Consider the following 22,178-nt stretch of genomic DNA (forward strand, 5'->3'; position numbering starts at 1 on the left):
TTTTCTTTTTCAGCACTCAAAAGTGCCCTGACAATTTGTCTGGACCAGCATTTTCCCAAGGCTGCTCGGCCGTTTGGGAAACATGCTAGTTTAGCGTTTCGGCCATCATGTAATCGCCGTCGAGCCAGAGCTGGACTGCCTGTCCGCGCAATCGGCTCTCCATGTCTTCGGCCGTCTTGTAAAGACCGTCGATGGCAACGAGTTCTGCCTCCATCTTGCGACAGAAAATGCGCGCATCGGCATTTCCGGCTGTCCCAGCCATCGCACGACCGCGCAGCGCGCCATAAACGTGGATCGAGCCACCAGCCACCACTTCCGCACCGGACGCTACAGAACCAACAATCGTTACATCGCCGTCCGGAAAGTAGACCGACTGACCAGACCGTACCGGCTCGGTAACCACCATGGACGGAACGGCCTTGACGAGTTGTACCGATGCGGGTGCCACCGGAGTGCGCTCCTGCGACTTCGGTTCTGTGATCTCCGGGTCGAAATCTGCGGCAGGTTGTCCGCCACGCATCGCTGGCGGCATGCCTGGCCCCAGCAGAGAGGGCCGCGCATTTTCAAAGCCCGTGATCCAGACACCACGTTTAACCAAATCCTCAAGCAATTGAACCAATTGCGGACGCTCGATCGAAACGTTCTCCAGATCGAGAACGATCGGGCGATTTAGAAAGAAACCCACGGAACGGGCTGCAAGATCGTCCAGCTTGTCGAGCCAGCCATCGAGCGGCAGTTCAGGCGAGAGTACCAGCGCAAGAAAGGATCTCCCTTTCAAACGGATTGGACGAGACTGTGTTAGCACTTGATTCATCTTGGTTAAAAAACGGTTTATCCGGTCTATATGCGCAATGGTTAACAGATGGTTAATTTCTGAAGCCAGAACGCCCCCATTGCTGGAGCGGCCGGTCTCTTTTGACGATCAAAGCATAACTATCGACGAGGCATTAGCCTCCAGACACAGAACGCAACATTGTGCCCACCTGAACAGCCGAAAGCGCCTCCAGCCTGGAAACGACTCAGCCTATTCTTGATTGTAAACGGATATCAGGATCGATAATCATCGTTTCTTCACCCATCCACAGAAGACAGCGCAGAAAATATAAACTTAATTTCCAATCAAATATGACGCTACGTAATGTATTATAATTTTATAATATATTTTTATTTGGCCAAAAATCAGAATAACTTGTAGCAACTAGAAAGCTGCCGAACCTTATCCGATTCTTTTTAAGGTATATTTCTTCTAATTTTTCCGAGATTGCAGATCAACTAAATCAGTTTCTGGTATTGTCGACACTGCGTCAAGAATTCCATGAACAATCTGCGCCATGAAGAATCTTCACACGCCCTATCAGCCAATCTAGCCGACGCAGCAAATGAGTATAACCCAACGAAGCAACAGCGATCTTTCTGATCGCTTTCATTCCTCTTCGAACACAGCTTTATTCAGTGGGAGTAATCCCTGACGGAAACACTGAAATATAAATCTTCTGGAAGGTTCCGCTCAAAGGAACCGCCTCGCGTTTGGGCGGGGGGCTTAGGGGCGCGAGGCGGGCGAGCTCTCAGGAGTGCACGCACAGGGAAAATGGAACGTTAGCTCCGATTCTGGAACTAACAATACGTTCCAGCCTGAAAAATTACGTGAGTAGAATATAGAAAAGCCCACAACGCTCGGGAGGAGGAGAACGTTGTGGGCTTAATCTGTAAGCGCGATTGGGAGGAGGAGTATCGCGCTTTGGGTCCGGTTCTTGGGAGGAGGAGTGAACCGGACGTTTTTTTAATAACCCGTCCGGCCGGCCTACTCAATCAACAAGCTTGCATTGCTGATATGCACTTTCAACAGATCCAAATGAAAACCGCCTCGCAGCGAATGAACGCGCTGAGGCGGCATATCTCCCCCGAAAGCCCCCAATCGAAGAAGATAGAGGAACTTACCCACAGCTTTGACGAAAATAAATAGACAATCTGCACGCACACTTGAAAATCTGGTGAACAATATCAGCCAATGGTTGAGAAACCTATCTCAACGAACTTTTCCGCGTCTGCAACCGTTCGACTAAACGCTATTAAAGATCGGGTATAGTTCAGTCCTGCAGTGCAATTAAAATGCTCTTGTACCGGGTGGAACCTGAATGACTATCACCAATAACCCTACACAAATTTCAGTATTTTCTGAAAATTATAGAGTTCTATTAAGGGGTTGCTTTCTCCATGAGCACGGTTATTGTTCCTCTCACTTGGAGGAGGGAGTACCGCCCCAGCGCGCTAGACCGCTGCGGGGCGGTTTCTTTTTTAGCTACCCAAAAATGCATATCTGCATTGCAGCGTTGCCCCTTGTAAGCAGCGGCCCTTATTCCTATCTTGGGCTTGTTCGGTTTTACTCCTCCTCCCAAAAACCGAACCCAAAGCGCGATACTCCTCCTCCCAATCGCGCTTTATAGATCCGCCCACTGCACATTCCTCCTCCCAGTGCAGTGGGCGCTCTCTTTTCTGGAAAACTCTTCACACATATCGGAAATTTGTGCCCAATCAGGTGACCCTGTGGCTATTTCAGTAGTTTTAAGGGTTTGCAGGTAATTTCTGCGCGTGATGCACGAGGGAGCGGGGTTCCATGTTCTTCAGCACGACCTTCAAATCGGCCAGACCGACGCTGCTATGCGCGCCTATGCTCTGGCTAGGTTTTGTTCTCGTTCTGCTGATCGCGCTTCTGTCATTCAGGCTCAATGCCCCCATTGGGCCAATGTACTGGGACAGCTACATCTACTTCGACGCAGCCCAGCGCATAAGAATGGACCAGATTCCCGGTGTAGACTTTTCCACGCCTGTCGGACCGCTTGGCTACTATCTTTTTGCATGGGGACACTCCCTGCTCCCACAGGCACAACCGCTTTTGCTCGTTCAATGGTCAATATTGGTCGTTGCAGCCCCTCTGATGGCATGGGTACTGACAGAGCTTCCCCCCCATAATCGAATAACCGGATTTCTGATCCTTGTTCCATTTCTAGTTTTCGCAATCTTTCCGGCCAATACACAAAGCTTTTATCCCTATCCCGGACTGGATGGGTTTGGCATTTATAACCGCCATACATCGCTTTTGCTCTACGTGCTGATGTGCGGATTGCTGTTTATGCGAAACGGCGCAAAGCTCGCGCTGTTTTGTGCGGCAGTGATGCTCGCCTTGTTCTTGATGAAGGTCACGGGCTTTCTTGCAGGTGGACTGTTCGGGCTTGTGGCACTTCTCGCTGGAAGAATCTCTATACGCAACATTCTGCTGGCCGCCGCCGTTACCGTTGCATTTCTGCTCGTCCTTGAATTGTACAACGGGATTATCGGCGGATATGTTCACGATATCGCCTCATTGATCGCCCTGAACGAAGAAGCCCTGCTCCCGCGTTTCCTGACCGTCATATCGTTGAAGCTGGACGTCATTCTGCCAGCGGCGATCCTTGTTCTCATTCTTTTCTGGAATGAACAGTTCCATTCCGGCAAACACAATCGCTTTTTCGACCGGAGTTCGGTCTGGCTCGCCGTTGGGCTTCTGGGTGGCATCATCCTTGAGACACAGAACACCGGAAGCCAGGAATTCATATTCCTTTGGCCCATCCTGCTTATGATTTTTCAGCGGATAAAAGCCGGCACCGAGAAGCTCAAAATCGCCTTCGTCGTGCTCGCTGCCTTCTGTGTCCTCCCGACATTCACCAAGGTTGCGCACCGTACCCTGCGCGCCGTTGCCGTAGCCCCGACTTATGTGCAACCGTCCTTCCCGGAATTGAAGAACCTCGGGCAGGTGTTGACCCGGCCCGATTTCCTGCAACGGGCAGAGCTTTTCGAAACCCACTACCCGGAAAACAATGCAGCCTATGACGCGCTGGCAGCTCAAGGCCAACTACCTAGCTGGCAGCTTTATTCGGAAATCGATTTCCAGGTCTATTGGCTCGTTTCTGCAAACCGGATGGTGAAGGATCTGAAATCCTTCGAGACCCGGAACAACGTTCGCCTGCAAAGCGTCATGTCGCTCGACTTCGTCAATCCGTTTGCATGGATATTGGATCGCGATGCGACACGGCATATCCAGATCGGCGCCGATCCCTTCCGCACCGTCCCGGCGTTATCCAAGGAAACGAAGGCTACCGTAGAAGCAACCGACGGCATATTGCGTCCGAAATGTCCGACGACGACCAATCGTCTTGCCTTACAGAAAATATATGCCGAAGCACTGCAGGATCGTGATGTCGTCGCTTTGAACCCCTGTTGGGATTTGCTGCTTCGCCCCGGTCTGATCCCGTAATCAGAAATGGCTCATTTGATCTGAGCCTTGACGAAATCCCGCACAATTCGGACGATGCCGCGTGAAAGAACCTCATCCAGCGCCTTGATGAACGCGTCCACATGCTCGCGCCCGCAGATCAGCGGCGGCTCAAGGCGGATGACGTTTCGATTATATTCAGTAAAGGCGACCAGAACCCCATGATCGCGCAGCAGATGGCTGCCAATAAAGCCGGGAAGCGAACCTTTCAGCTTCTCATCAAGCATCGCCAGGACAGGTCGCAACACGACCGGCATCGTTTGTGAGAAATCATGGAACTCCAGCCCCACCATCATCCCCTTCCCGCGCACGTCTTTCAAAAGCGCAGGATAGCGGCTCTGCAGCTCATGCAGACGATCCAGAAGATATTCTCCGACATCGGCTGCATTGTCGATCAGATGCTCGTCGTAAAGAACGTTCAGAGCTTCAATCGACGTGACGCAGGCTTCGCCAATCCCGCCAAAAGTCGCCATCGCATGGATCATCGCCGTCTTGGGCGTGCCGTAAGCCTTCATGTAGACGTCGCGGCGCGCGATCATGGCGGCCATTGCGGTCTTTCCACCGCCAAGCGACTTCGCCAGCGCGGTGACGTCCGGTATGACGCCATAATGCTCGAAAGCATAGAATTTCCCGGTTCGCCCCAGTCCACATTGCACTTCATCGGCAACCCAGATCACACCATACTGGTCGCAAAGGTTTCGCAACTTTTGCCAGAACTGTGCGTCAGCCTGAATGATACCGCCGCCACCTTGCACCGTTTCAAGCACAATCACCCCGATCTCGGGGTCAGAGCGAAACGCATTTTCAATGGCTGCAATGTCACCGAAGGGAACCCGAACGGTGTTATCGACCAGCTTGAATTCGCCACGATATAGCCCACCATCAGTGATGGACAGAACACCCTTCGTTTTGCCGTGGAACGAATTTTCCGCATAGACGATCTTGGACTTTTTCGGCCCCGCGGCGCGCTCTGCGACCTTGATCGCGGCTTCCATCGCCTCAGAACCGGAAGACCCCAGAAACACCATGTCGAGATCGCCCGGCGAGCAAGCCGCAATGTCATAAGCAAGAGCGGCCGCATATTGCGACATGAAGGCGATTGCAATCTCGTGGCGCAATTCTTCCTGAAACTGACGCCGTGCTTCGAGAATACGTGGATGATTATGGCCGAAAGCCAGCGATCCGAAACCACCGAAAAAATCGAGAATGGGGCGCCCATTCTGGTCATAATAATACATGCCTTCAGCACGCTCGATCTTCACCTTATGAAAGCCGAGCAGCTTCATGAAGTGAAGCTGGCCCGGATTGAGGTGAGTGGTAAACAGTTCCGTCATCCTCGGCAGATCGAGCGCTTTCGCCTCGGCAACCGTCAACAGCTTCGGCTTTGACGTTGTGTTCGTCTTGTTCATTTCTGCCCCTATGCCGTTTCGGAAGCCCGCACATCCGACGATGCAGCGCCGATTTTCTTGCGATATTCGCTATAGGCCGCGATCAGCATGTCCTCATCACGATATTGCGGTATCCAGCCAAGCTCGCGCTCGCCCTTCGAAACATCCAGAACGCACATTTCATCGGCAATCAGATATTGCTCCGGGTCCATGATCGGCATGTTCATCCAGTCGAGCAGGCCCAGCGTGCGTTTCACCGCCCAGGCGGGTGTTGGCAACAAAATGGATTTTGATCCTGCATGGCGGATCAGGTCACCGAGCAGTTTGCGGACGGGAGGCGGATTGAGCGAGCCGAGATTATAGACCTCGTTTGGAACGCCAGCCTTGAAAGCGGCACGTGCTGCCTCCGCACAATCAAACACAGAAATGAACTGATAGGGATTCCTGCCCGAGCCAATCATCGGCACCGGCAAATTGTAATCAATCAGCTTGAACAGTTTTTCCAGAATACCGAGACGGCCAGGTCCAATGATAAGACGAGGACGAAACAGGGAGATATTCATGCCCTGCTTGCGCCATTCAACAGCGAGTTCTTCGGTTTTCAGTTTGGACAAGCCATACTCACCAAGCGGCTTGCACGGATGGTCTTCTTTCTGCGGCCAGACATGGGTGTGCCCGTACACCATATCGGTGGTGAAATGGACGAGCTTGTTGGCACCAGCCACATCCATTGCCTTGATGATGTTCGCCGTCCCGTAATAATTGACAGGAAAGAAGAAGTCGTGCCGCTTTGCCCGGACCTGAATTGGTGAAAGCATTTTGGCGGACAGGTTATAGACCATGTCGTCTGCGCGGATACCAAGTCTGCGGATTGCTTCCGGATCGGTCACATCAGTCGCGACGAAAGCGGTATCAGCATAGTGTGGCAGATCGCTTTTCACGATATCCGCGACAATGACCTCCTGACCATCAGCAAGTAGCTTTGGAGCAAGATAGCGCCCCACAAAACCGTCGCCACCGAAGATTACATGTCTCATCGTACTGCCCCCGTTCAACTATGCGTCTGCTGACTCACCTGCGTCTCCGCCTGCGGTTCGGACGGCTTGCCGCTTTGTGCGATCAGCACCGTCCCGATGCAGATGAACGCAATTCCCGCAATCTTGTAGGCGCCAAGTTCCTCCTTGAACAAAAGCCAGGCGAACAGAGCGACCGCGACATAGGCAAGACTGAGGAACGGATAGGCAAAGGAAAGGTCCACTTTCGACAGCACGTAAAGATGCGACGCCATCGAGATCACGAAGGTGAGCAAACCGGCAAAAATCCAGGGGTTGAAGACAATCTGGAATATGCGCTGGATCAATGTTTCGGCTGAAAAGCTGATCGGCCCGAGCGTCAGCATGCCATATTTCAACATCAACTGCGCGGCCGCATTGGTCATGACTGTGAACAGGATGAAGGGAATATATTTCATCACGTTTCCTAACCTGCAGCGCCGAGCATCAATGCGGTCCGGCGCCAGAAATTGGAATTGAAAGCCTTGTCGCGAAAGGCCTCGAAATCGCGCCAGCGCGGATAGCTTGCAGCAAAAACCTCTGCGCTCATCCTTTGGTCCTTATACGGATTGATCCGGCCACCGGCCTCAACAGTCATCTGGTCCAGACGGTTCAGCAATTCCAGCGTTGTGTGGCCACGATTGGGGAAATCCATCGTCAGCGTATATCCCGGCATCGGAAATGACATGAGACCGGGAGGCTTCATCGAACCGAAACGCTTGAGTACCGTCAGAAAGGAGACCTGTCCTGCATTGCGACTTGCCTCAAGCATCGCTGGAATGATCTTTCGGGCTGCTTCGAACGGAATTACACTTTGATGCTGGTAGAGCCCTGCCGAGCCGTAAAGCCTGTTCCAGTTTCTCACTCCGTCAAGTGGATAAAAGAAGCTTTGATACGGCACTCTACGCGCTGTTTTCAGCCGCCTCTTGCGCTGGAAATAGGCCGCATTGAAAAGCGACAAGCTTGTCTCGTTCAACAGCGAGAATGGCAATTCAACCGGCACGCCAAACCGCCCAGCGATCGAAATAGAGCCATTCGGCGCGGCAACATGATTACCGACCATCAGCAAGCCCCGGCCATCGGAGAGTTGATCGACCCAGGCAACAGCATATTCATTTTCATGATCGGCCACCTCGGCCATATCAAAATAAGCATCGAGGTTGGCGAAGGGCAGAACCTTTTCCTCGACATCGAGACCGCCGACCCGCTTGAGCCGGATCGTTGCGCGAAGAATTAATCCGGTTAGTCCCATTCCACCGATGGTTGCCCGAAACAGATCGATGTTCTCCGTATCGGAACATCTGTAGTAGACGCCGTCCGAGCGAAGCAGTTCCAGCCTTTCAACATGACACCCGAAAGTACCCTGCCGGTGATGGTTTTTACCATGCACGTCATTGGCAATGGCGCCGCCGAGCGTCACAAACTGCGTGCCCGGCGTGACAGGCAGAAAATAGCCATGCGGAGCAACATGGGCGACGATTTCACTCAAAAACACGCCGCTTTCAGCCGTCAGCAATCCCGTATCTGGATCGAAGTGTAGTATCTTTTTCCGCGCCTGCATGGGCACGAGAAAGCCCATATCATTATGGCAGCTATCGCCGTAGGAGCGACCATTTCCGAATGGCAAAAGGCTCGCATCGCCGGGCAAGGCTCGCGTGAAATCAGTCTCCAGTCTCTCCAGCGGAAGGTATTGCCGCCTTCGCCGGTTAATACGTCCGAAACTGTCGAAGGATTGTTCCATCAGCGCATACCAGCCACAAGAAGCAGCACCGCGCCAAGCGCGATGACGACCTGACTGCGCCAATCCCTGGCAATGAAGAGGACCGGGTCGTCATCCATGTCGCCGCGATGCGCCAGTATCCACACACGCACGTTGATATAGAGCACGATCGGACCGAGCGGCCATATCAGCCAGGGATAGGTGTAGAGCGTCTTGACGGCATCGCTATTAATATAGAGTGCCAAAACCAGCGCTGCGGTAAACGCGGCTGCGACCCCACACTGTCCGACAATATCGCGATCTTCCGGACGGTAACCTCGCCCCAAAATCCGGTCCTTTTCTGTCACGGTAGCGCCCTGCAGTTCGACATAACGCTTCACCAGCGCCAGCGACAGAAAGAAAAACATGGCAAAGGCCATCAGCCAGAACGATGGCGGGATATAGGAAGCCGCCGACCCTCCCAATAGCCGCAGGCTGTAAAGTCCCGCGAGGCAAATCACGTCTCCCAACAACATGCGTTTCAAGGCGAAGGTATAGGCGGTCGTGAAAAACAGATAGGTGACGATTGCAAGCGTAAAGGCGGGCGGAAGGAAAAAGCAGATAAAAGCCGTCAGAAGCAACAACAGGGCCGCAACGCTTAGGCCAAAGGGAATGGATATCTTTCCGTGTGCAAAAGGTCGCTGATTTTTTCGCACATGTCTTCGATCCACCGGAAGATCGACAATATCATTGACGATATAGATCGCAGACGATGCCGCAGAAAAGGCCACGAATGCCAAGCAAGTCGCAATCAACACGTCTGGCTTCATTATGTCATGCGCCAGAATGGCCGGGACAAAGACGAGCAGATTCTTTAGCCACTGATGAACGCGGAGCATACGAGCATAGGTTCGAATAGTTGGTTTTTCGGCACTGAAAAGTTCACAACCAGTTTGCTTCTGGAAATGTGCCGCTGCACGATCAGGTGCGACAACGATCGCCTGTCGGGCTGCGTCGAAAACAGGCAGGTCATCACGATCATTTCCGGCATAGTCGAATCCCTGTCGCCCATAGTGCTCGACAAGCAGATCAGCCTTGCGCTGTGCCGAAAGATTGGTCGTACCGGATGTTGAATAGACAGCGCTGAAAATCCCAAGCTCAGACGCAACAGCCTTGGCCATCGGTTCAGCAGCAGCTGTTGCCAGCACCAAAGTCCGCCCCGACCCATGTTCGCTACGCAGAAACTCCAGAAACTCGGTTCGGTAGGGAAGTCGCGATGCATCGAGCGTTACGCGCTCAGCCACCTGTCGCTTGAGATATGCCTTGCCTGAGAACAGCCACACCGGCAGCATGATGACGAACAGGATGTTCCTCTTCAAAAGAAGAAAAATACCCTCCCACAGCAGATCGGTCGAAACCAGAGTTCCGTCCAGATCGACTGCCAGCGGCACATTCTTGCTGCTTTGCCCCCGCGTATCCATTTTCAGCCCTTTTCCGCTCAGGCGTGAATGCGGTTCGATCAACCTTTTCCGCCCGAGCCCCCTGTCGTAAAGGGATAGAGGCAGAAACCAAATGAAAAATGAATTTTTCCGTTACAATCGAGAATTGATTTGCTGAGTACAGTTTCTGCTTAAAATTTCCTCAATAGCTAAAATACAGCATATTGTTTGCGGGTTGCATAGTTTCAAGTTCGCCGGAGAGACTTTCCGGCGAACATTCCATAGTTTAGATATCTCTAAACTATCATTATCTTGAGCCCGGAAAAAGCAAGTCGACAAACTTGCCTGCTGTCGGTTGCGGTTCGTGGTTGGCAAGGCCGGGACGCTCATTGGCTTCGATGAAAATATAGTCCGGCTTTTCGGGCTGCTTGACCATGAAATCGATCCCGACAACGGGAATGCCGATTGCACGCGCAGCCTTACAGGCAGCATCGACAAGGTTTCTATGAACAGTCGCTGTCACGTCGTGGATCGTACCGCCTGTATGTAGATTGGCCGCCTTGCGCACTGTGATTTCACGATGATCTTCCAGAACGGAATCGAGCGACAGGCCTTGTTCCTCAAGACACCTTTTCGTTTCCGTATCGACCGGTATGCGGCTTTCTCCGCCAGTCGCCGCAGCGCGTCTGCGCGATTGTATCTCGATAAGCTTGCGGATGGTTGCCTTGCCGTCACCGACAACACGTGGCGGGCGACGAACCGCAGCGGCAACGAGCTGGTAGTCGATAACCACCAGCCGAAGGTCCTCACCTTCAAAACACGCCTCCAGCAGCACGCGGTCGCACACGGTTCGCGCCTGTTTGATCGCCGTTCGCAGGTCTTTCATGGTCGATATGCCGACGGAAATTCCTCTTCCCTGTTCGCCCCGGGCTGGTTTCACCACCAGCTTGCTGTGACGTTTTAGAAAAGCTTCCAGCGCATCATCGTCCGCTTCGGCGGCAATCTGCTCCGGCACTATCAGACCAGCCTTCTCGACGACGCGCCGCGTCACGGCCTTGTCGTCGCAGATTGACATCGCTACACCCGATGTCATTTCAGACAAGCTCTCACGGCAATGGACGGAACGCCCGCCATAGGAGAGGCGGAAAAAGCCGCCTTCAGCATCGGTTATTTCAACCTGAATACCACGACGCACCGCTTCATCCACGATTATGCGAGCATAGGGATTGAGCGCATCGAAGGTTTCCAGATGCGAGGCGAAAAATTTCTCGTTGATTGCGTTCTTACGCTTTATCGCGAAGAGCGGAACGCGACGAAACTTCAGCTTTTCATAGAGCCTTATGGCATTCTCATTATCGTGCAGAACCGAGAGATCGATATGGCTCAAGCCGCGAGCCTGAAAATGCTCGGCAAGTTTACGCACCAGTTTTTCACCAATACCCGGCTGCCGCGCTTGAGGATGAACTGCAAGACACCAAAGCGAAGCACTGCGATCAGGATCATCGAAAAGGCGCTGATGGTCGATGCCAGTTACGGTGCCAACAATTTCGCCGGTAGCATCGTCCTGAGCCACGAAATAGGTAACAGCACGATTGTCTCGTTCCGATGAGAAAAAGTCGGGACGCAGTTGAACCATCCCACAGGCCGCGTAAACAGCGTTGATGCCTTCCGCGTCCACTTCGGAGACTGCGCGACGTATGGTGATGCCACGCATCCGTCGCCCGCCCGGTCGATAGGTCGCAAGTTCAATCCGGTATGTATGCGACGGATCGAGAAATATCTCATGTGGTGCGAGTGACAGCAGTACGTGAGGATCGCTGACGTAAAAGACGATATCGCGGCTCGCTGGCGCTTCCCCCCGCAATGCTTCCACTATGGCTTCATTGGTCTCGAAGGTCTGCGCGAAGAGTAGTCGGCCCCAGCCGCAATCGACAACCACATCCTGCTTGCGATCTTCGCTTCCCGCCTTGTCATGGCCGTGCGCATGTTCCTGATAAAAGCCTGCGCTTTCAGGTGTACGCAAGCGCGTAAGACGGTGCGAAAAGGCTTTGCGACCTTTCGCTTTCTGCCGGGTCATATCCACCTCACCGGTTTTCCGCATTTCATGCCTCCTGCGTTTGCAGCCACATTTCAAGGAGGCCGGCCTGCCAAAGCTCAGAACCGCGCAACGGCGTTATGTGTTCGGACGGTTTTGCAAACAGGCGTTCAAGATAATCGCGCTGGAAAAGCCCGCGCTCCCTCGCCTTTTGTGAAGAGAGGGCGTCTCGCAACATATCGAGATAAGGGCCATCGATATATTTGAGCTGCGGAACCGGGAAATATCCCTTCTTGCGATCAATCACTTCGCTTGGAACGACCTTTCTCGCCACATCCTTTAGGATACCCTTGCCGCCGTCACGCAGTTTTTCCTCCGGCGGAATGCGGGCGGCAAGCTCGACCAATTCATGATCCAGAAATGGCACCCGCGCTTCAAGCCCCCAAGCCATCGTCATGTTGTCCACGCGCTTGACCGGATCGTCCACGAGCATCACATTCGTATCGAGCCGCAGCGCACGGTCGACAGGCGTATCCGCTCCATCCTGCAGCAGATGTTCTTCCAGAAGGTCCTGACTGTAATCACGTTCCGGCATCCATTCCGGCGATAGCTGCGTGGCGAGAACGTCATGCGAGCGGTCACGGAACCCTTTGGCATAGTCGCTGACGACATCGTTGGAATCGACTAGCGGTGGATACCAGTGATAGCCGCCGAAAACTTCATCTGCCCCCTGTCCCGACTGGACAACCTTGATATGCTTCGAAACCTCCTTGGAAAGGAGGTAGAAGCCGACATTATCATAGGACACCATTGGTTCGGACATTGCCGCGATCGTTCCCGGCAAGGCGTCCATGAGGTCTGCCGAGGGCACAAAGATCTTATGATGTTCGGTGCCGAAATGCTCGGCGATCAGATCGGAATAGACAAATTCGTCGCCTTTTTCCCCGTTTGCTTCCTCAAAGCCAACTGAAAAACTCATCAGTCCCGATTGACCGGCCTCAGCAAGCAGACCGACGATCAGGCTGGAATCCACCCCGCCGGATAAAAGCACGCCGACCGGCACGTCGGAAATCATCCGGCGCTTGACTGCGACACGCAGCATAGCGAGCAATTGCTCCTGCCATTCCTCGCGGCTCAACGCGCCGTCGCCGGGCAGTCGGCGATAAGGCGCCTGCCAATAGATGCGGTCAGCGAAACGCCCATTCGGTTCATAGACACGGATCGTCGCCGGGGGGAGCTTTCGAACACCATTATAGATCGTGCGCGGTGGCGGCACGACGGCATGAAAACTCATGTAATTGTGCAAGGCCGCGCGGTCTATCGAGGTGTCGATGCCGCCTGCCTTAACCAGAGCAGGCAAGGAAGAGGCGAACCGCAAGGCACCCTCCGCCTCGGCAATATAGAGCGGCTTGATGCCGAACCGATCACGCGCGAGGATAACCCTGCCGGTATCACGTTCGTGAATGGCGAAAGCGAACATGCCAAGAAAACGCGTTACACAGCTTTCGCCCCATGCATGCCATGCCTTGAGAATGACTTCTGTGTCACCGTCGGAGAAGAACTTGTAGCCCTTCTGTTCCAGCTCTGTGCGCAATTCGCGGAAATTATAGATGCAGCCATTGAACACAAGCGTCAAACCGAGGTCGGCGTCGATCATCGGTTGCTGCGATTTTTCAGAAAGATCAAGGATTCTCAATCTTCGATGCCCGAAGCCGATATTGCCCCGGATCACAATCCCGGATGCATCGGGCCCGCGAGGACTGAGTACATCCGCCATTTTCGAGACTGCCGAAACTGACGGCGAACCACCGTCAAACCTGACTTCTCCGCAAATACCACACATAAAAAGGGTCGAAACCTCCATTGTCATTCATAAACAAATGAGGCCGTCGCATCTGTTAAGGCGGCGGCCTGCATAATTGCAAATGCGGGAGCGTCGGGATTGTTCCCAACTTTTTCGTTTCCGCTATGTGGCTTTTCCGACTAAATTCGCCTTGGAAAGCATATAGTTTTCAGCGGAAACCATATGCTCAAACGTTATACGGCGCGCATCCTCGCTGCGATTTTCGACAAGCGCTGCGAGCAATCGGTGCTGGAAGATAAGTCCTTCTTCGCGCGAAGCCGGTGTCGGATCAGCATAGATTGCGCGCGCTATTGGCAGGCTTCGCAACAGATTGTGGGTCAATCCGCAGATGAAGCCCAACAGACGGTCCGGACAAAGCTGTGCCAGCAAGGAATGGAAATCCAGTTCCGCAATGCGCTGGCGATATTGATCATCAAGATCGACCGGCGGGCGATCGTAGACCCGCATCGCATTTTCCAGCCGAGCAATGTCGTCACCAGTCAATCTGCCGGACAAGAGAGCGGCAACCTCCGGTTCGAGAAGCTTACGGATAGCGTAAACTTCGGCAAGGCTCGGCTGATCGAAAAAGAAATAGCTTCCGAGCATTTCCATTGCGTGCTGGGCGGAAGGTTCGGCCACAAAAGCCCCACCGCCGGGACCGCTGCGCGTAAAAATCAGACCCTGCGTCTCCAGCGCCTTCATCGCTTCGCGCACAGTGCCCTTGGCGGCCTTGAACTGGTCAATCAGTTCCTTTTCCTGTGGCAGTCGATCTCCCGGCCTCAATGCATCGGAACGGATAACGTCCTTGATACGGTCAGCAATCTCTTCCGGGCGCCGACGGATCTTTGCCGCCCTCGCGCGCGATTGCGGTTCGTGATCGGAATTCCGGGCCATTCTGACCATATCTTGCTACTCTCTCCTGATGCGCGGCACGCTTTCCACGAGTTGTCGTGTATAGGCATGTTCAGGTCTGGCAAAAAGAGCGCTTGCGGTTGCTTCCTCAACGATTTCCCCGAAATACATAACCGCAACCCTGTCGGATATGGCTTCCACCACGGCAAGATCATGACTGATGAAGAGATAGGAGAGACCAAACTCTTTCTTCAGTTGATCCAGAAGCAACAGAACCTGCGCCTGAACAGAGACATCCAGCGCGCTAACCGGTTCGTCGAGCACGACGATTTCCGCTTCAGCGGCCAGCGTGCGCGCAATGGCGATACGTTGCGCCTGCCCGCCGGAGAATTCGTGCGGATATCGTTCCAGCGTATCCTTGGGCATCTGAACGGCGTCCAGCAACTGGATCATGCGTTGCTGGCACTGAGCTGAATCCAGCCCGCCCAGAAGCTTTAGTGGTGTTTCCAGTATCTGCCGGATCGTCTTTCTGGGATTGAGTGAAGCGACAGGGTCCTGAAACACATATTGTATGACCTTGCCGAATGCCCGAGCACCGGAATTTCGCAGTTCATGCGCATCGCGTCCAGCAATCGTCATCGTACCGCCCGTCGGCTCTGTCAGCCCGACGAGCATTCTGGCGAGCGTGCTTTTGCCCGATCCGCTTTCACCGACAATCGCCAGTGTCTCACCGCTTCCAAGATCGAACGAAACATTTTTAACCGCCTCGACCTTGTGACGCTCTTTCCCCAGAAGTGTTCGTCCGCCACCGAAGGTTTTGGTGAGATCACGAACGCTGATCGCATTTCCGCTCATCCTGCCGCCTTCCCGTTTTCGCGCTTGAAGAGACCAGCCACACGTTCCAGAAAGTCGGCACCCTGCCCAAGTTCGGGAACGCAGGCTATCAAGCGTTTCGTATAGCTGTGCTGCGGATTGGAAAGAACTTCCGATGTCGTGCCCGTCTCGACAATCTCGCCGTCTTTCATCACTGCCACGCGGTCGCAAATCTCCGAAACCACTCCAAAATCATGGGTGATAAACAGGAGAGCCATGCCGCGCTCGCGCTGGAGATCGCGTAGCAGCTCGAGAATGTGCGCCTGCACCGTAACATCGAGCGCCGTGGTCGGCTCGTCCGCAATGATGATGTCTGGATCATTGGCCAGAGCCATGGCAATGCCGACACGCTGACGCTGGCCACCTGAAAGCTGGTGCGGATAGTGATTGGCCCGTTCTGCTGCATCTGGAATGCCAACCTTGTCAAGAAGCACAATCGCCTGTTCCCGCCGCTCACTGGCTCCAATCCGCCGATGCGCTGCAATTGCTTCCTCGACCTGCCGACCGACCGGATACATAGGATGCAACGTTGTCAGTGGGTCCTGAAACACATAAGCAACTCTTGCGCCCCGTGCCGCCGTCAACTCGGTTTCAGACATTGAAAGAACGTCCCGGTCGCCCAGATAGATCGCGCCGTTGCGGATAAGTCCGGGCGGGGACGCCACGAGGCCCATTACTGACAGGGCGGTCACGCTTTTGCCCGATCCGCTCTCCCCGATCAGGCCGAGACATTCGCCGCGTTCAAGTTCCAGTGAAACATTGCGGACAGCGGGGGTGAAATGCCCACCATTGACGAAGCCCGTTTCGAGACCGGCAATAGAAAGAGCTTTTTCGCTATCCTTGATCACGGGCGATGACCGGTCCTTGGCAATATCGGTTATCGCGCCTGGCCGACCCAGCGCACCTGAGCGTAATCGTGGATCGAGAACATCGCGCACCCCATCTCCCAATACGTTGAGACTGATGACCAGAAGGAAGATCATCAAGCCGGGCACGATGGAGACGTGCGGGGCATTGAACAGTTGTGCCCGCCCCTCACCAAGCATGGAGCCGAGATCGGCCTGCGGCGGCTGTGCGCCAAGACCGAGGAAGCTCAGGCCCGCCGTTTCGAGGATCATCCAGCCCGCCGTGGTCGACATGGTAATGACGATAACCGGCAGCACATTGGGCAGCACTTCGCTTAACAGGATCGAAACCGGACTTTTCCCGGAGAGCCGGGCAGCATCAATAAACTCACGATGCGCGAGACCAAGCGTAACCCCGCGAACATTACGCGCGAAGAACGGAATATTGACCACCGCAATCGCGTAAAGCGCATTCATCAGGCCCGGCCCAAGCACTGCCACGATAGCCAGCGCCAGTAGGATATAAGGAAATGCCATCAGCATATCGATGCCGCGCATCATCAAATTGTCAGTTCGCCCGCCCGCATAGCCGGCCACGAGACCGATGGCAGAACCGACGATTGCTGCGATCAGCGTCGCCGCAAAGCCAACTGCGACAGACACCCGCGTGCCCCATATGACACGACTCAATATATCGCGCCCGAGCTGATCCGTTCCAAGAAGATGTCCTTCGCTGAACACGGGTTTCAATCGCATTGCGGGAGAAGTCGCGTCAGGATTGGGAAGCGGGAGAATCGGGGCCAACAGAATGACGAGGCAGATCAGGACCAACATAAAAAAGCCGAAAGCCGCCAGTCGATTGCTCATCAGGAGCCGCCATGATGACATGCGGACCGCCGTTGGCGCGGCAGAAATTTCTGGAAGCGCGCTCATGAGCGTATCCTTGGATCGAGCATGGTCTGGATGACATCAGCGAGCAGATTGAAAAGAACATAACTCGCGGCAACCACAAGTACGCCACCCTGCACCAGCAAGATATCGCGGGTGGAAATGGCTTTCACCAGCATGGCGCCAATACCGGGCCACTGGAACACGGTTTCGATGTAGACGGCGCCGCCCAGCACAAATCCCGCCTGAATACCGATTACAGGAATGACGCTGACAAGTGCGGCGCGAAACGCATGACCGTATATCACACGACGTTCGTTGAGACCTTTGGCCCGGGCTGTCCGGATATAGTCCTGACGAAGCACTTCCAGCATCGCGCCGCGGGTCAGACGTGCGATCACGCCTGCCGCTACCACGGCCAGCGTCGTGGCAGGCAGGATCAGATGCCAGAGCAGATCCTTCAGGTCACCGCCACCATAAACAGCATACATGCCGGACGCTGGCAGAATGCGCCAATGGACCGCGAAGAGATAGATCAGAAGCAACCCCAACCAGAATGAGGGAATGGAAATTCCGGCAAGCACGATGAAAGTGATCGTCCTGTCTGCCCAGCCGAACTGGCGTACCGCCGAAACGATGCCCGCGAGCAGGCCGAAGACTGAACACAGTACCAGTGCTACGCCCGCAAGCACGAGTGTCGCCTGAAAGCGCTCCATAACCTCATCCAGCACCGGACGATTGAGCACGAAGGAACGCCCGAAATCTCCATGCAGGAGATTGCCCATCCAGATGAAATATTGTTGCAGCAACGGCTTGTCGAGACCGAGATCGCGATTGATCCGCTCGACATTTTCCGGCGTCGCATATGATCCGAGCAAGGCAGTCGCCGTATCACCGGGGATCATCGCCATGACGAGAAAAACGATGATCGAGAGCCCGAGCAACACAGGAACAACGGCGACAAGTCGCTTGAGGATATAGGCTGGCATGAATGCCCTCCCCGCTTATTGCTTGGTTACGTCTTTCAAATGCAGCAGGAAGGACGGCTGCAACTTGAACCCCTTGACGGCAGCGGTCGTGACTGCATTTTGCTTCCAGTTCGCCACGAACAGCCATGGTGCATCGTCATGGACGATGCTCTGCACTTCGCCATAAAGCTTGCCGCGCTCGGTTTGATCGGTCGATGACCGCGCCTTCTCCAGAAGCTCATCCACTTTGGGGTTGGAATAGTAACCGGAATTGAAACCGCCCTTGTCCGGCAGTGCGTCGCTGCGAAGCGTCAGATAAGGCACCGTGTCCGGATCATTGGTCATCCATGCCATCTCGGCCATATCGGCCTTGCCCTCCAGCCCCGGATTGACCCGGCCAAGGAACGTGTTCCATTCATAGGTTTCAATCTTGACCTTGAAGCCCACAGCCTGAAGATCGGCCTGGATTGCGGCACCCATCGTGATTGGATCAAGCATGCCAGAACCGCCTTCGGTCACATAGAACGTGATTTCAGGATTGCTTGCACCAGCTTCGGCAAGGAGCGCCTTGGCCTTTTCCGGATCATAAGGATAGGGTTCGGCTTTGTTCTCGACCCAGTTGAAGGCGGGTGGGATCGGCCCCGCAGCAACAGTTGCGGAACCCTGCAAAACATTATCGACAAGCCCCTGCTTGTTGACCGCATAATTCGCCGCCTGACGCACTTTCTTATCCGCGAATGGACCGCTCTTCGCGTTCAGGATGGTAAACCAGACATGGGGGCCCGCCTGTTCGGCAACCGCGAAATTCGCGTCCTGTTTGAAGGTGGCAAGATTATCCGGCGGCACTTCCACCATGACATCCAGCCCGCCTGCCATCATCTCCGCGACGCGTGTATTGGCATCCGTGATCGGGCGAAACACAACCGCTTCCAATGCTGGCGCTGTGTCCCAATAGTCGGGATTACGCTCCACCACCACACGCTGGCCGGATTGCCATTCCGCGAACTTGAACGGACCGGTTCCTGATGGATGACGGCCAAATTCCTTACCGTATTTCTTGACCGCTTCCGGCGACACGATCAGGCCGGTCGGATAGGCCAGATTGGAAAGAAATGGAGCGAAAGGCTCCTTCAGCTTGAACTCGACAGTGTGTTCATCGAGCACATTGACTGCATCGATGGACGAGAAATTGAACGAAAGCGGAAATGGGCCAGTGTTATAGAACGGATGGTCTTCCTTTAGCATTCTGTCGAAGTTGAATTTGACCGCTTCGGCATTGAAATCCGAACCGTCATGGAACTTCACGCCTTGACGCAGCTTGAACGTATAGGTCTTGCCGTCGTCCGAAATCGTCCAGCTTTCCGCCAGTGCCGGTTCTACTTCCAGCGTTCTGTCCTTGTAGCGCACAAGGCCGTCATAAATATTGACGAGGATGCGGAAATCATTGGTAGCCGTGACTGTATGCGGATCGAGCGATTGCGGCTCTGCAATCTGCCCGACAATCAGCACATTGGGCGGCGTTTGGGCCAGCGCGACTGTGCCCGCCCCGGCGACCGAAAGCGCCATAGCAGTCAGGACGGCACGGAATAACCTTCTCATGGGGTTCCCCTTCATTTGTCAAATCCGTCAGACTCTAATTTATAGGCATAAATCAACGACCATCAATGAATTATCATAATTAATTTTTGCGAGACAAAAAAAGCGGGCCTGAGCCCGCTCGTGATCTCAAAAAGTTCAAAGCCTATTCCACAGGCGTATCCTCGGGTCTCAAATCCTGCTCTGCCTTGGTCGATTTCTGATGCGTGAAACCCTTGAGGCCCTTGGCGGTTTCCTCGGCATCGCGTTTGATCTCGACTTCGCTCATTGCATAATGAACTGCAAGTTTTGCAATGGAAGTCAGAGCGCTTAGATGAATGCGCTCATAACCATGCGAGGCATCAACACCGAAGGTCAGCAAAGCCGTGCGCACATCATGCCCCGCCTCAACCGCAGACGCAGCATCGGAACGGTAATAACGGAACACGTCCTTCTGGACCTGAATGTCATGCTCTCCGCAAAGCTCGTAGAGTTTCTTCGTCAAATGGTAATCGAACGGTCCGGTCTGGTCCGCCATGGCAAGCGTGACGCCAAACTCCGATGAATTCTGGCCCGGCGCAGTCGTGCCATTATCGATGGCGACCAGCGAGGCAATATCCGGCACAACGACCGCAGAGGCACCCACTCCAACTTCCTCGCCGATGGTGAACAGCCAATAGCTGTCGACCGGCGTTTCCACATTGGCTCTCTGCATCGCTTCGAGGGCCGCAAGCATGATTGCAACGCCTGCCTTGTCATCAAGGTGACGCGAGACGATAAAGCCATTATCGATGAATTCGGGCGCGGGATCGACGGCAACTATGTCACCGACATCGATACCGAGCTGCAGCAGATCATCACGATTTCGGGCGAGCGCATCGACGCGGAGTTCGACATAAGGCCAGCCGACCGGTTGCGTATCGACTTCGTCATTGAATGTATGGCCGGAAGCTTTCAGCGGCAGGATCGAACCGCGATAAATTCCTTTGGACGAAAAGATGGAAACGCGGGCACCTTCGGCGAAACGCGCTGACCAGTTACCGATGGAAACCAGTTCCAGTCGTCCGTTTTCCTTCAGATATTTTACCTGTGCGCCGAGTGTATCGACATGCGATACGATCCCGCGCGCCGGTCTCTCCGTCAGGCCCACCCTGCGCGCGCGAATAGCCCCCCGGCGCGTCAGCATAACCTCAAGCCCCAGATGCTCCAGCTCGCGCGCAACATAACGCACGGCTTCGTCGGTAAACCCGGTCGGGCTCGGTATGGCGAGCAGCGCCTTGAGCCGTGTTACGAGATAGTCCTGATCGATTGTGATGGCGGTCTGCATCATTCATGTGTCGCAAAACAAGACCGCAACGTCAACGTCATCTCCAGAACAGAAAACTTCGGCACCGGTATTACGCGGCGCCGAGATGCCATCAGAAACTCCAGTCTTCATCCTCAGTCGCGACCGCCTTGCCGATGACGTAAGAAGAGCCGGAACCGGAGAAAAAGTCGTGGTTTTCGTCTGCATTCGGCGAAAGAGCGGACAGGATCGCCGGGTTGACCTTGCACGCTTCAGCCGGGAAGAGTGCCTCATAGCCGAGGTTCATGAGGGCCTTGTTGGCGTTGTAATGCAGGAACTTCTTGACGTCTTCGGTCAGGCCAACACCATCATAGAGCGCTTCCGTGTAGCGAACCTCATTGTCGTAAAGTTCCAGAAGAAGCTCGAAGGCAAAATCCTTGATTGCCTGCTTCTGCTCTTCGTTCAAGCGTTCCAGTCCGCGCTGGAATTTGTAACCGATGTAATAGCCATGCACGGCCTCATCCCGAATGATGAGCCGGATAAGATCGGCTGTATTCGTCAGCTTTGCCCGGCTCGACCAGTACATGGGCAGATAGAAGCCGGAATAGAACAGAAAGCTCTCCAGAAAGACGCTGGCGATTTTCCTTTTCAGCGGATCATCCGCGCGATACTGGTCCAGGATCAGAACGGACTTGCGCTGCAGGAATTCGTTTTCCTCGGACCAACGATAGGCATCGTCAACATCCGGCGTCAGGCACAGCGTCGAGAAAATCGACGAATAGGATCGTGCATGAACCGCTTCCATGAAGGAAATATTGGACAGCACCGCTTCTTCATGCGGCGTCGCGGCATCATCCATCAGCTTCACGGCACCGACTGCGTTCTGGATCGTATCAAGAAGTGTGAGCCCGGTGAAAACGCGGATCGTTAGCTGCTTTTCCTGCGGTTTCAGCGTTTCCCACGACTGAATGTCATTGGAAAGCGGCACTTTTTCCGGCAGCCAGAAATTGCCGGTCAGACGATTCCAGACCTCAAGGTCTTTCTCATCTTCTATCCGGTTCCAGTTGATCGCACGCACTGCGGCGGGTTTCGGGTTCTTGGTTTTCACTTGAATATTCATTGGTCAT

The 22,178-nt window shown here is 54.2% G+C and carries 16 protein-coding genes; 1 reads left to right on the forward strand and 15 read right to left on the reverse strand.

All coding sequences use genetic code 11. The annotated features are described in order from the left end of the window. Positions 1–85: 85 nt before the first annotated feature. A complete protein-coding gene (minC, locus tag KWJ32_RS09915) occupies positions 86–814 on the reverse strand; it encodes a septum site-determining protein MinC (protein WP_010660935.1) in 729 nt (242 codons plus the stop codon). A 1,800-nt stretch (positions 815–2,614) separates the two neighbouring features. On the opposite strand from minC, the gene KWJ32_RS09920 reads away from it, so the two are divergent. Next, a complete protein-coding gene (locus tag KWJ32_RS09920; RefSeq protein WP_151610207.1) occupies positions 2,615–4,291 on the forward strand; it encodes a hypothetical protein in 1,677 nt (558 codons plus the stop codon). An 11-nt stretch (positions 4,292–4,302) separates the two neighbouring features. On the opposite strand, the gene KWJ32_RS09925 is transcribed toward KWJ32_RS09920, so the two are convergent. From KWJ32_RS09925 to nrdF, 14 genes are all read right to left on the reverse strand, one after another. After that, positions 4,303–5,718, reverse strand: a complete 1,416-nt coding sequence (locus tag KWJ32_RS09925) for an aspartate aminotransferase family protein (RefSeq protein ID WP_151610206.1) — start codon at positions 5,716–5,718, stop codon at positions 4,303–4,305. An 8-nt stretch (positions 5,719–5,726) separates the two neighbouring features. Beyond that, complete coding sequence (locus KWJ32_RS09930) at positions 5,727–6,734, reverse strand: NAD(P)-dependent oxidoreductase (protein WP_151610205.1); 1,008 nt, start codon at positions 6,732–6,734, stop codon at positions 5,727–5,729. A gap of 14 nt (positions 6,735–6,748) precedes the next feature. Next, a complete protein-coding gene (locus KWJ32_RS09935) occupies positions 6,749–7,168 on the reverse strand; it encodes an EamA family transporter (RefSeq protein ID WP_011982702.1) in 420 nt (139 codons plus the stop codon). A gap of 8 nt (positions 7,169–7,176) precedes the next feature. Further along, the gene (locus KWJ32_RS09940) at positions 7,177–8,490 is read right to left on the reverse strand and encodes an FAD-binding oxidoreductase (protein WP_125334842.1); all 1,314 of its coding nucleotides are present in this window, start codon (positions 8,488–8,490) and stop codon (positions 7,177–7,179) included. Continuing rightward, entirely contained in the window at positions 8,490–9,929 is a 1,440-nt protein-coding gene (locus tag KWJ32_RS09945; RefSeq protein ID WP_011982700.1) for a UbiA family prenyltransferase, read from the reverse strand. The genes KWJ32_RS09940 and KWJ32_RS09945 overlap by 1 nt, the downstream gene beginning before the upstream one ends. A 265-nt stretch (positions 9,930–10,194) precedes the next feature. After that, a complete protein-coding gene (gene ngg / locus KWJ32_RS09950; RefSeq protein ID WP_011982699.1) occupies positions 10,195–11,988 on the reverse strand; it encodes an N-acetylglutaminylglutamine synthetase in 1,794 nt (597 codons plus the stop codon). Between the two features lies 1 nt (position 11,989). Then, positions 11,990–13,765: an N-acetylglutaminylglutamine amidotransferase gene (locus KWJ32_RS09955; RefSeq protein ID WP_029928038.1), complete on the reverse strand. Its 1,776-nt coding sequence runs from the start codon at positions 13,763–13,765 to the stop codon at positions 11,990–11,992. Between the two features lie 123 nt (positions 13,766–13,888). After that, entirely contained in the window at positions 13,889–14,659 is a 771-nt protein-coding gene (locus tag KWJ32_RS09960; protein ID WP_231771520.1) for an FCD domain-containing protein, read from the reverse strand. Between the two features lie 15 nt (positions 14,660–14,674). Continuing rightward, on the reverse strand, positions 14,675–15,472 hold the full coding sequence (locus KWJ32_RS09965) for an ATP-binding cassette domain-containing protein (RefSeq protein WP_275982485.1): 798 nt from the start codon (positions 15,470–15,472) through the stop codon (positions 14,675–14,677). Next, a complete protein-coding gene (locus tag KWJ32_RS09970; RefSeq protein WP_011982695.1) occupies positions 15,469–17,268 on the reverse strand; it encodes a dipeptide/oligopeptide/nickel ABC transporter permease/ATP-binding protein in 1,800 nt (599 codons plus the stop codon). The genes KWJ32_RS09965 and KWJ32_RS09970 overlap by 4 nt, the downstream gene beginning before the upstream one ends. Continuing rightward, on the reverse strand, positions 17,265–18,212 hold the full coding sequence (locus KWJ32_RS09975; RefSeq protein ID WP_011982694.1) for an ABC transporter permease: 948 nt from the start codon (positions 18,210–18,212) through the stop codon (positions 17,265–17,267). Before KWJ32_RS09975 ends, KWJ32_RS09970 begins: the two co-directional genes overlap by 4 nt. A 15-nt stretch (positions 18,213–18,227) precedes the next feature. Next, positions 18,228–19,790 (reverse strand): ABC transporter substrate-binding protein, encoded by a 1,563-nt coding sequence (locus tag KWJ32_RS09980; protein ID WP_151610204.1) that lies wholly within the window; start codon positions 19,788–19,790, stop codon positions 18,228–18,230. Positions 19,791–19,932: 142 nt separating this feature from the next. Next, complete coding sequence (locus KWJ32_RS09985; RefSeq protein WP_040128763.1) at positions 19,933–21,093, reverse strand: osmoprotectant NAGGN system M42 family peptidase; 1,161 nt, start codon at positions 21,091–21,093, stop codon at positions 19,933–19,935. Between the two features lie 91 nt (positions 21,094–21,184). Beyond that, positions 21,185–22,171, reverse strand: coding sequence for a class 1b ribonucleoside-diphosphate reductase subunit beta (gene nrdF / locus KWJ32_RS09990; RefSeq protein WP_011982691.1), 987 nt, complete (start codon positions 22,169–22,171; stop codon positions 21,185–21,187). Positions 22,172–22,178 lie beyond the last annotated feature (7 nt).

This window comes from Ochrobactrum sp. BTU2 (assembly GCF_024539785.1).
Taxonomy (GTDB): domain Bacteria; phylum Pseudomonadota; class Alphaproteobacteria; order Rhizobiales; family Rhizobiaceae; genus Brucella; species Brucella anthropi.

Coding starts and splice junctions, on each gene's coding strand:
- minC (WP_010660935.1), bottom strand. CDS start 814: ATGAATCAAGTGCTAACACAGTCTCGTCCAATCCGTTTGAAAGGGAGA.
- KWJ32_RS09920 (WP_151610207.1), top strand. CDS start 2,615: ATGTTCTTCAGCACGACCTTCAAATCGGCCAGACCGACGCTGCTATGC.
- KWJ32_RS09925 (WP_151610206.1), bottom strand. CDS start 5,718: ATGAACAAGACGAACACAACGTCAAAGCCGAAGCTGTTGACGGTTGCC.
- KWJ32_RS09930 (WP_151610205.1), bottom strand. CDS start 6,734: ATGAGACATGTAATCTTCGGTGGCGACGGTTTTGTGGGGCGCTATCTT.
- KWJ32_RS09935 (WP_011982702.1), bottom strand. CDS start 7,168: ATGAAATATATTCCCTTCATCCTGTTCACAGTCATGACCAATGCGGCC.
- KWJ32_RS09940 (WP_125334842.1), bottom strand. CDS start 8,490: ATGGAACAATCCTTCGACAGTTTCGGACGTATTAACCGGCGAAGGCGG.
- KWJ32_RS09945 (WP_011982700.1), bottom strand. CDS start 9,929: ATGGATACGCGGGGGCAAAGCAGCAAGAATGTGCCGCTGGCAGTCGAT.
- ngg (WP_011982699.1), bottom strand. CDS start 11,988: ATGCGGAAAACCGGTGAGGTGGATATGACCCGGCAGAAAGCGAAAGGT.
- KWJ32_RS09955 (WP_029928038.1), bottom strand. CDS start 13,765: ATGTGTGGTATTTGCGGAGAAGTCAGGTTTGACGGTGGTTCGCCGTCA.
- KWJ32_RS09960 (WP_231771520.1), bottom strand. CDS start 14,659: ATGGCCCGGAATTCCGATCACGAACCGCAATCGCGCGCGAGGGCGGCA.
- KWJ32_RS09965 (WP_275982485.1), bottom strand. CDS start 15,472: ATGAGCGGAAATGCGATCAGCGTTCGTGATCTCACCAAAACCTTCGGT.
- KWJ32_RS09970 (WP_011982695.1), bottom strand. CDS start 17,268: ATGAGCGCGCTTCCAGAAATTTCTGCCGCGCCAACGGCGGTCCGCATG.
- KWJ32_RS09975 (WP_011982694.1), bottom strand. CDS start 18,212: ATGCCAGCCTATATCCTCAAGCGACTTGTCGCCGTTGTTCCTGTGTTG.
- KWJ32_RS09980 (WP_151610204.1), bottom strand. CDS start 19,790: ATGAGAAGGTTATTCCGTGCCGTCCTGACTGCTATGGCGCTTTCGGTC.
- KWJ32_RS09985 (WP_040128763.1), bottom strand. CDS start 21,093: ATGCAGACCGCCATCACAATCGATCAGGACTATCTCGTAACACGGCTC.
- nrdF (WP_011982691.1), bottom strand. CDS start 22,171: ATGAATATTCAAGTGAAAACCAAGAACCCGAAACCCGCCGCAGTGCGT.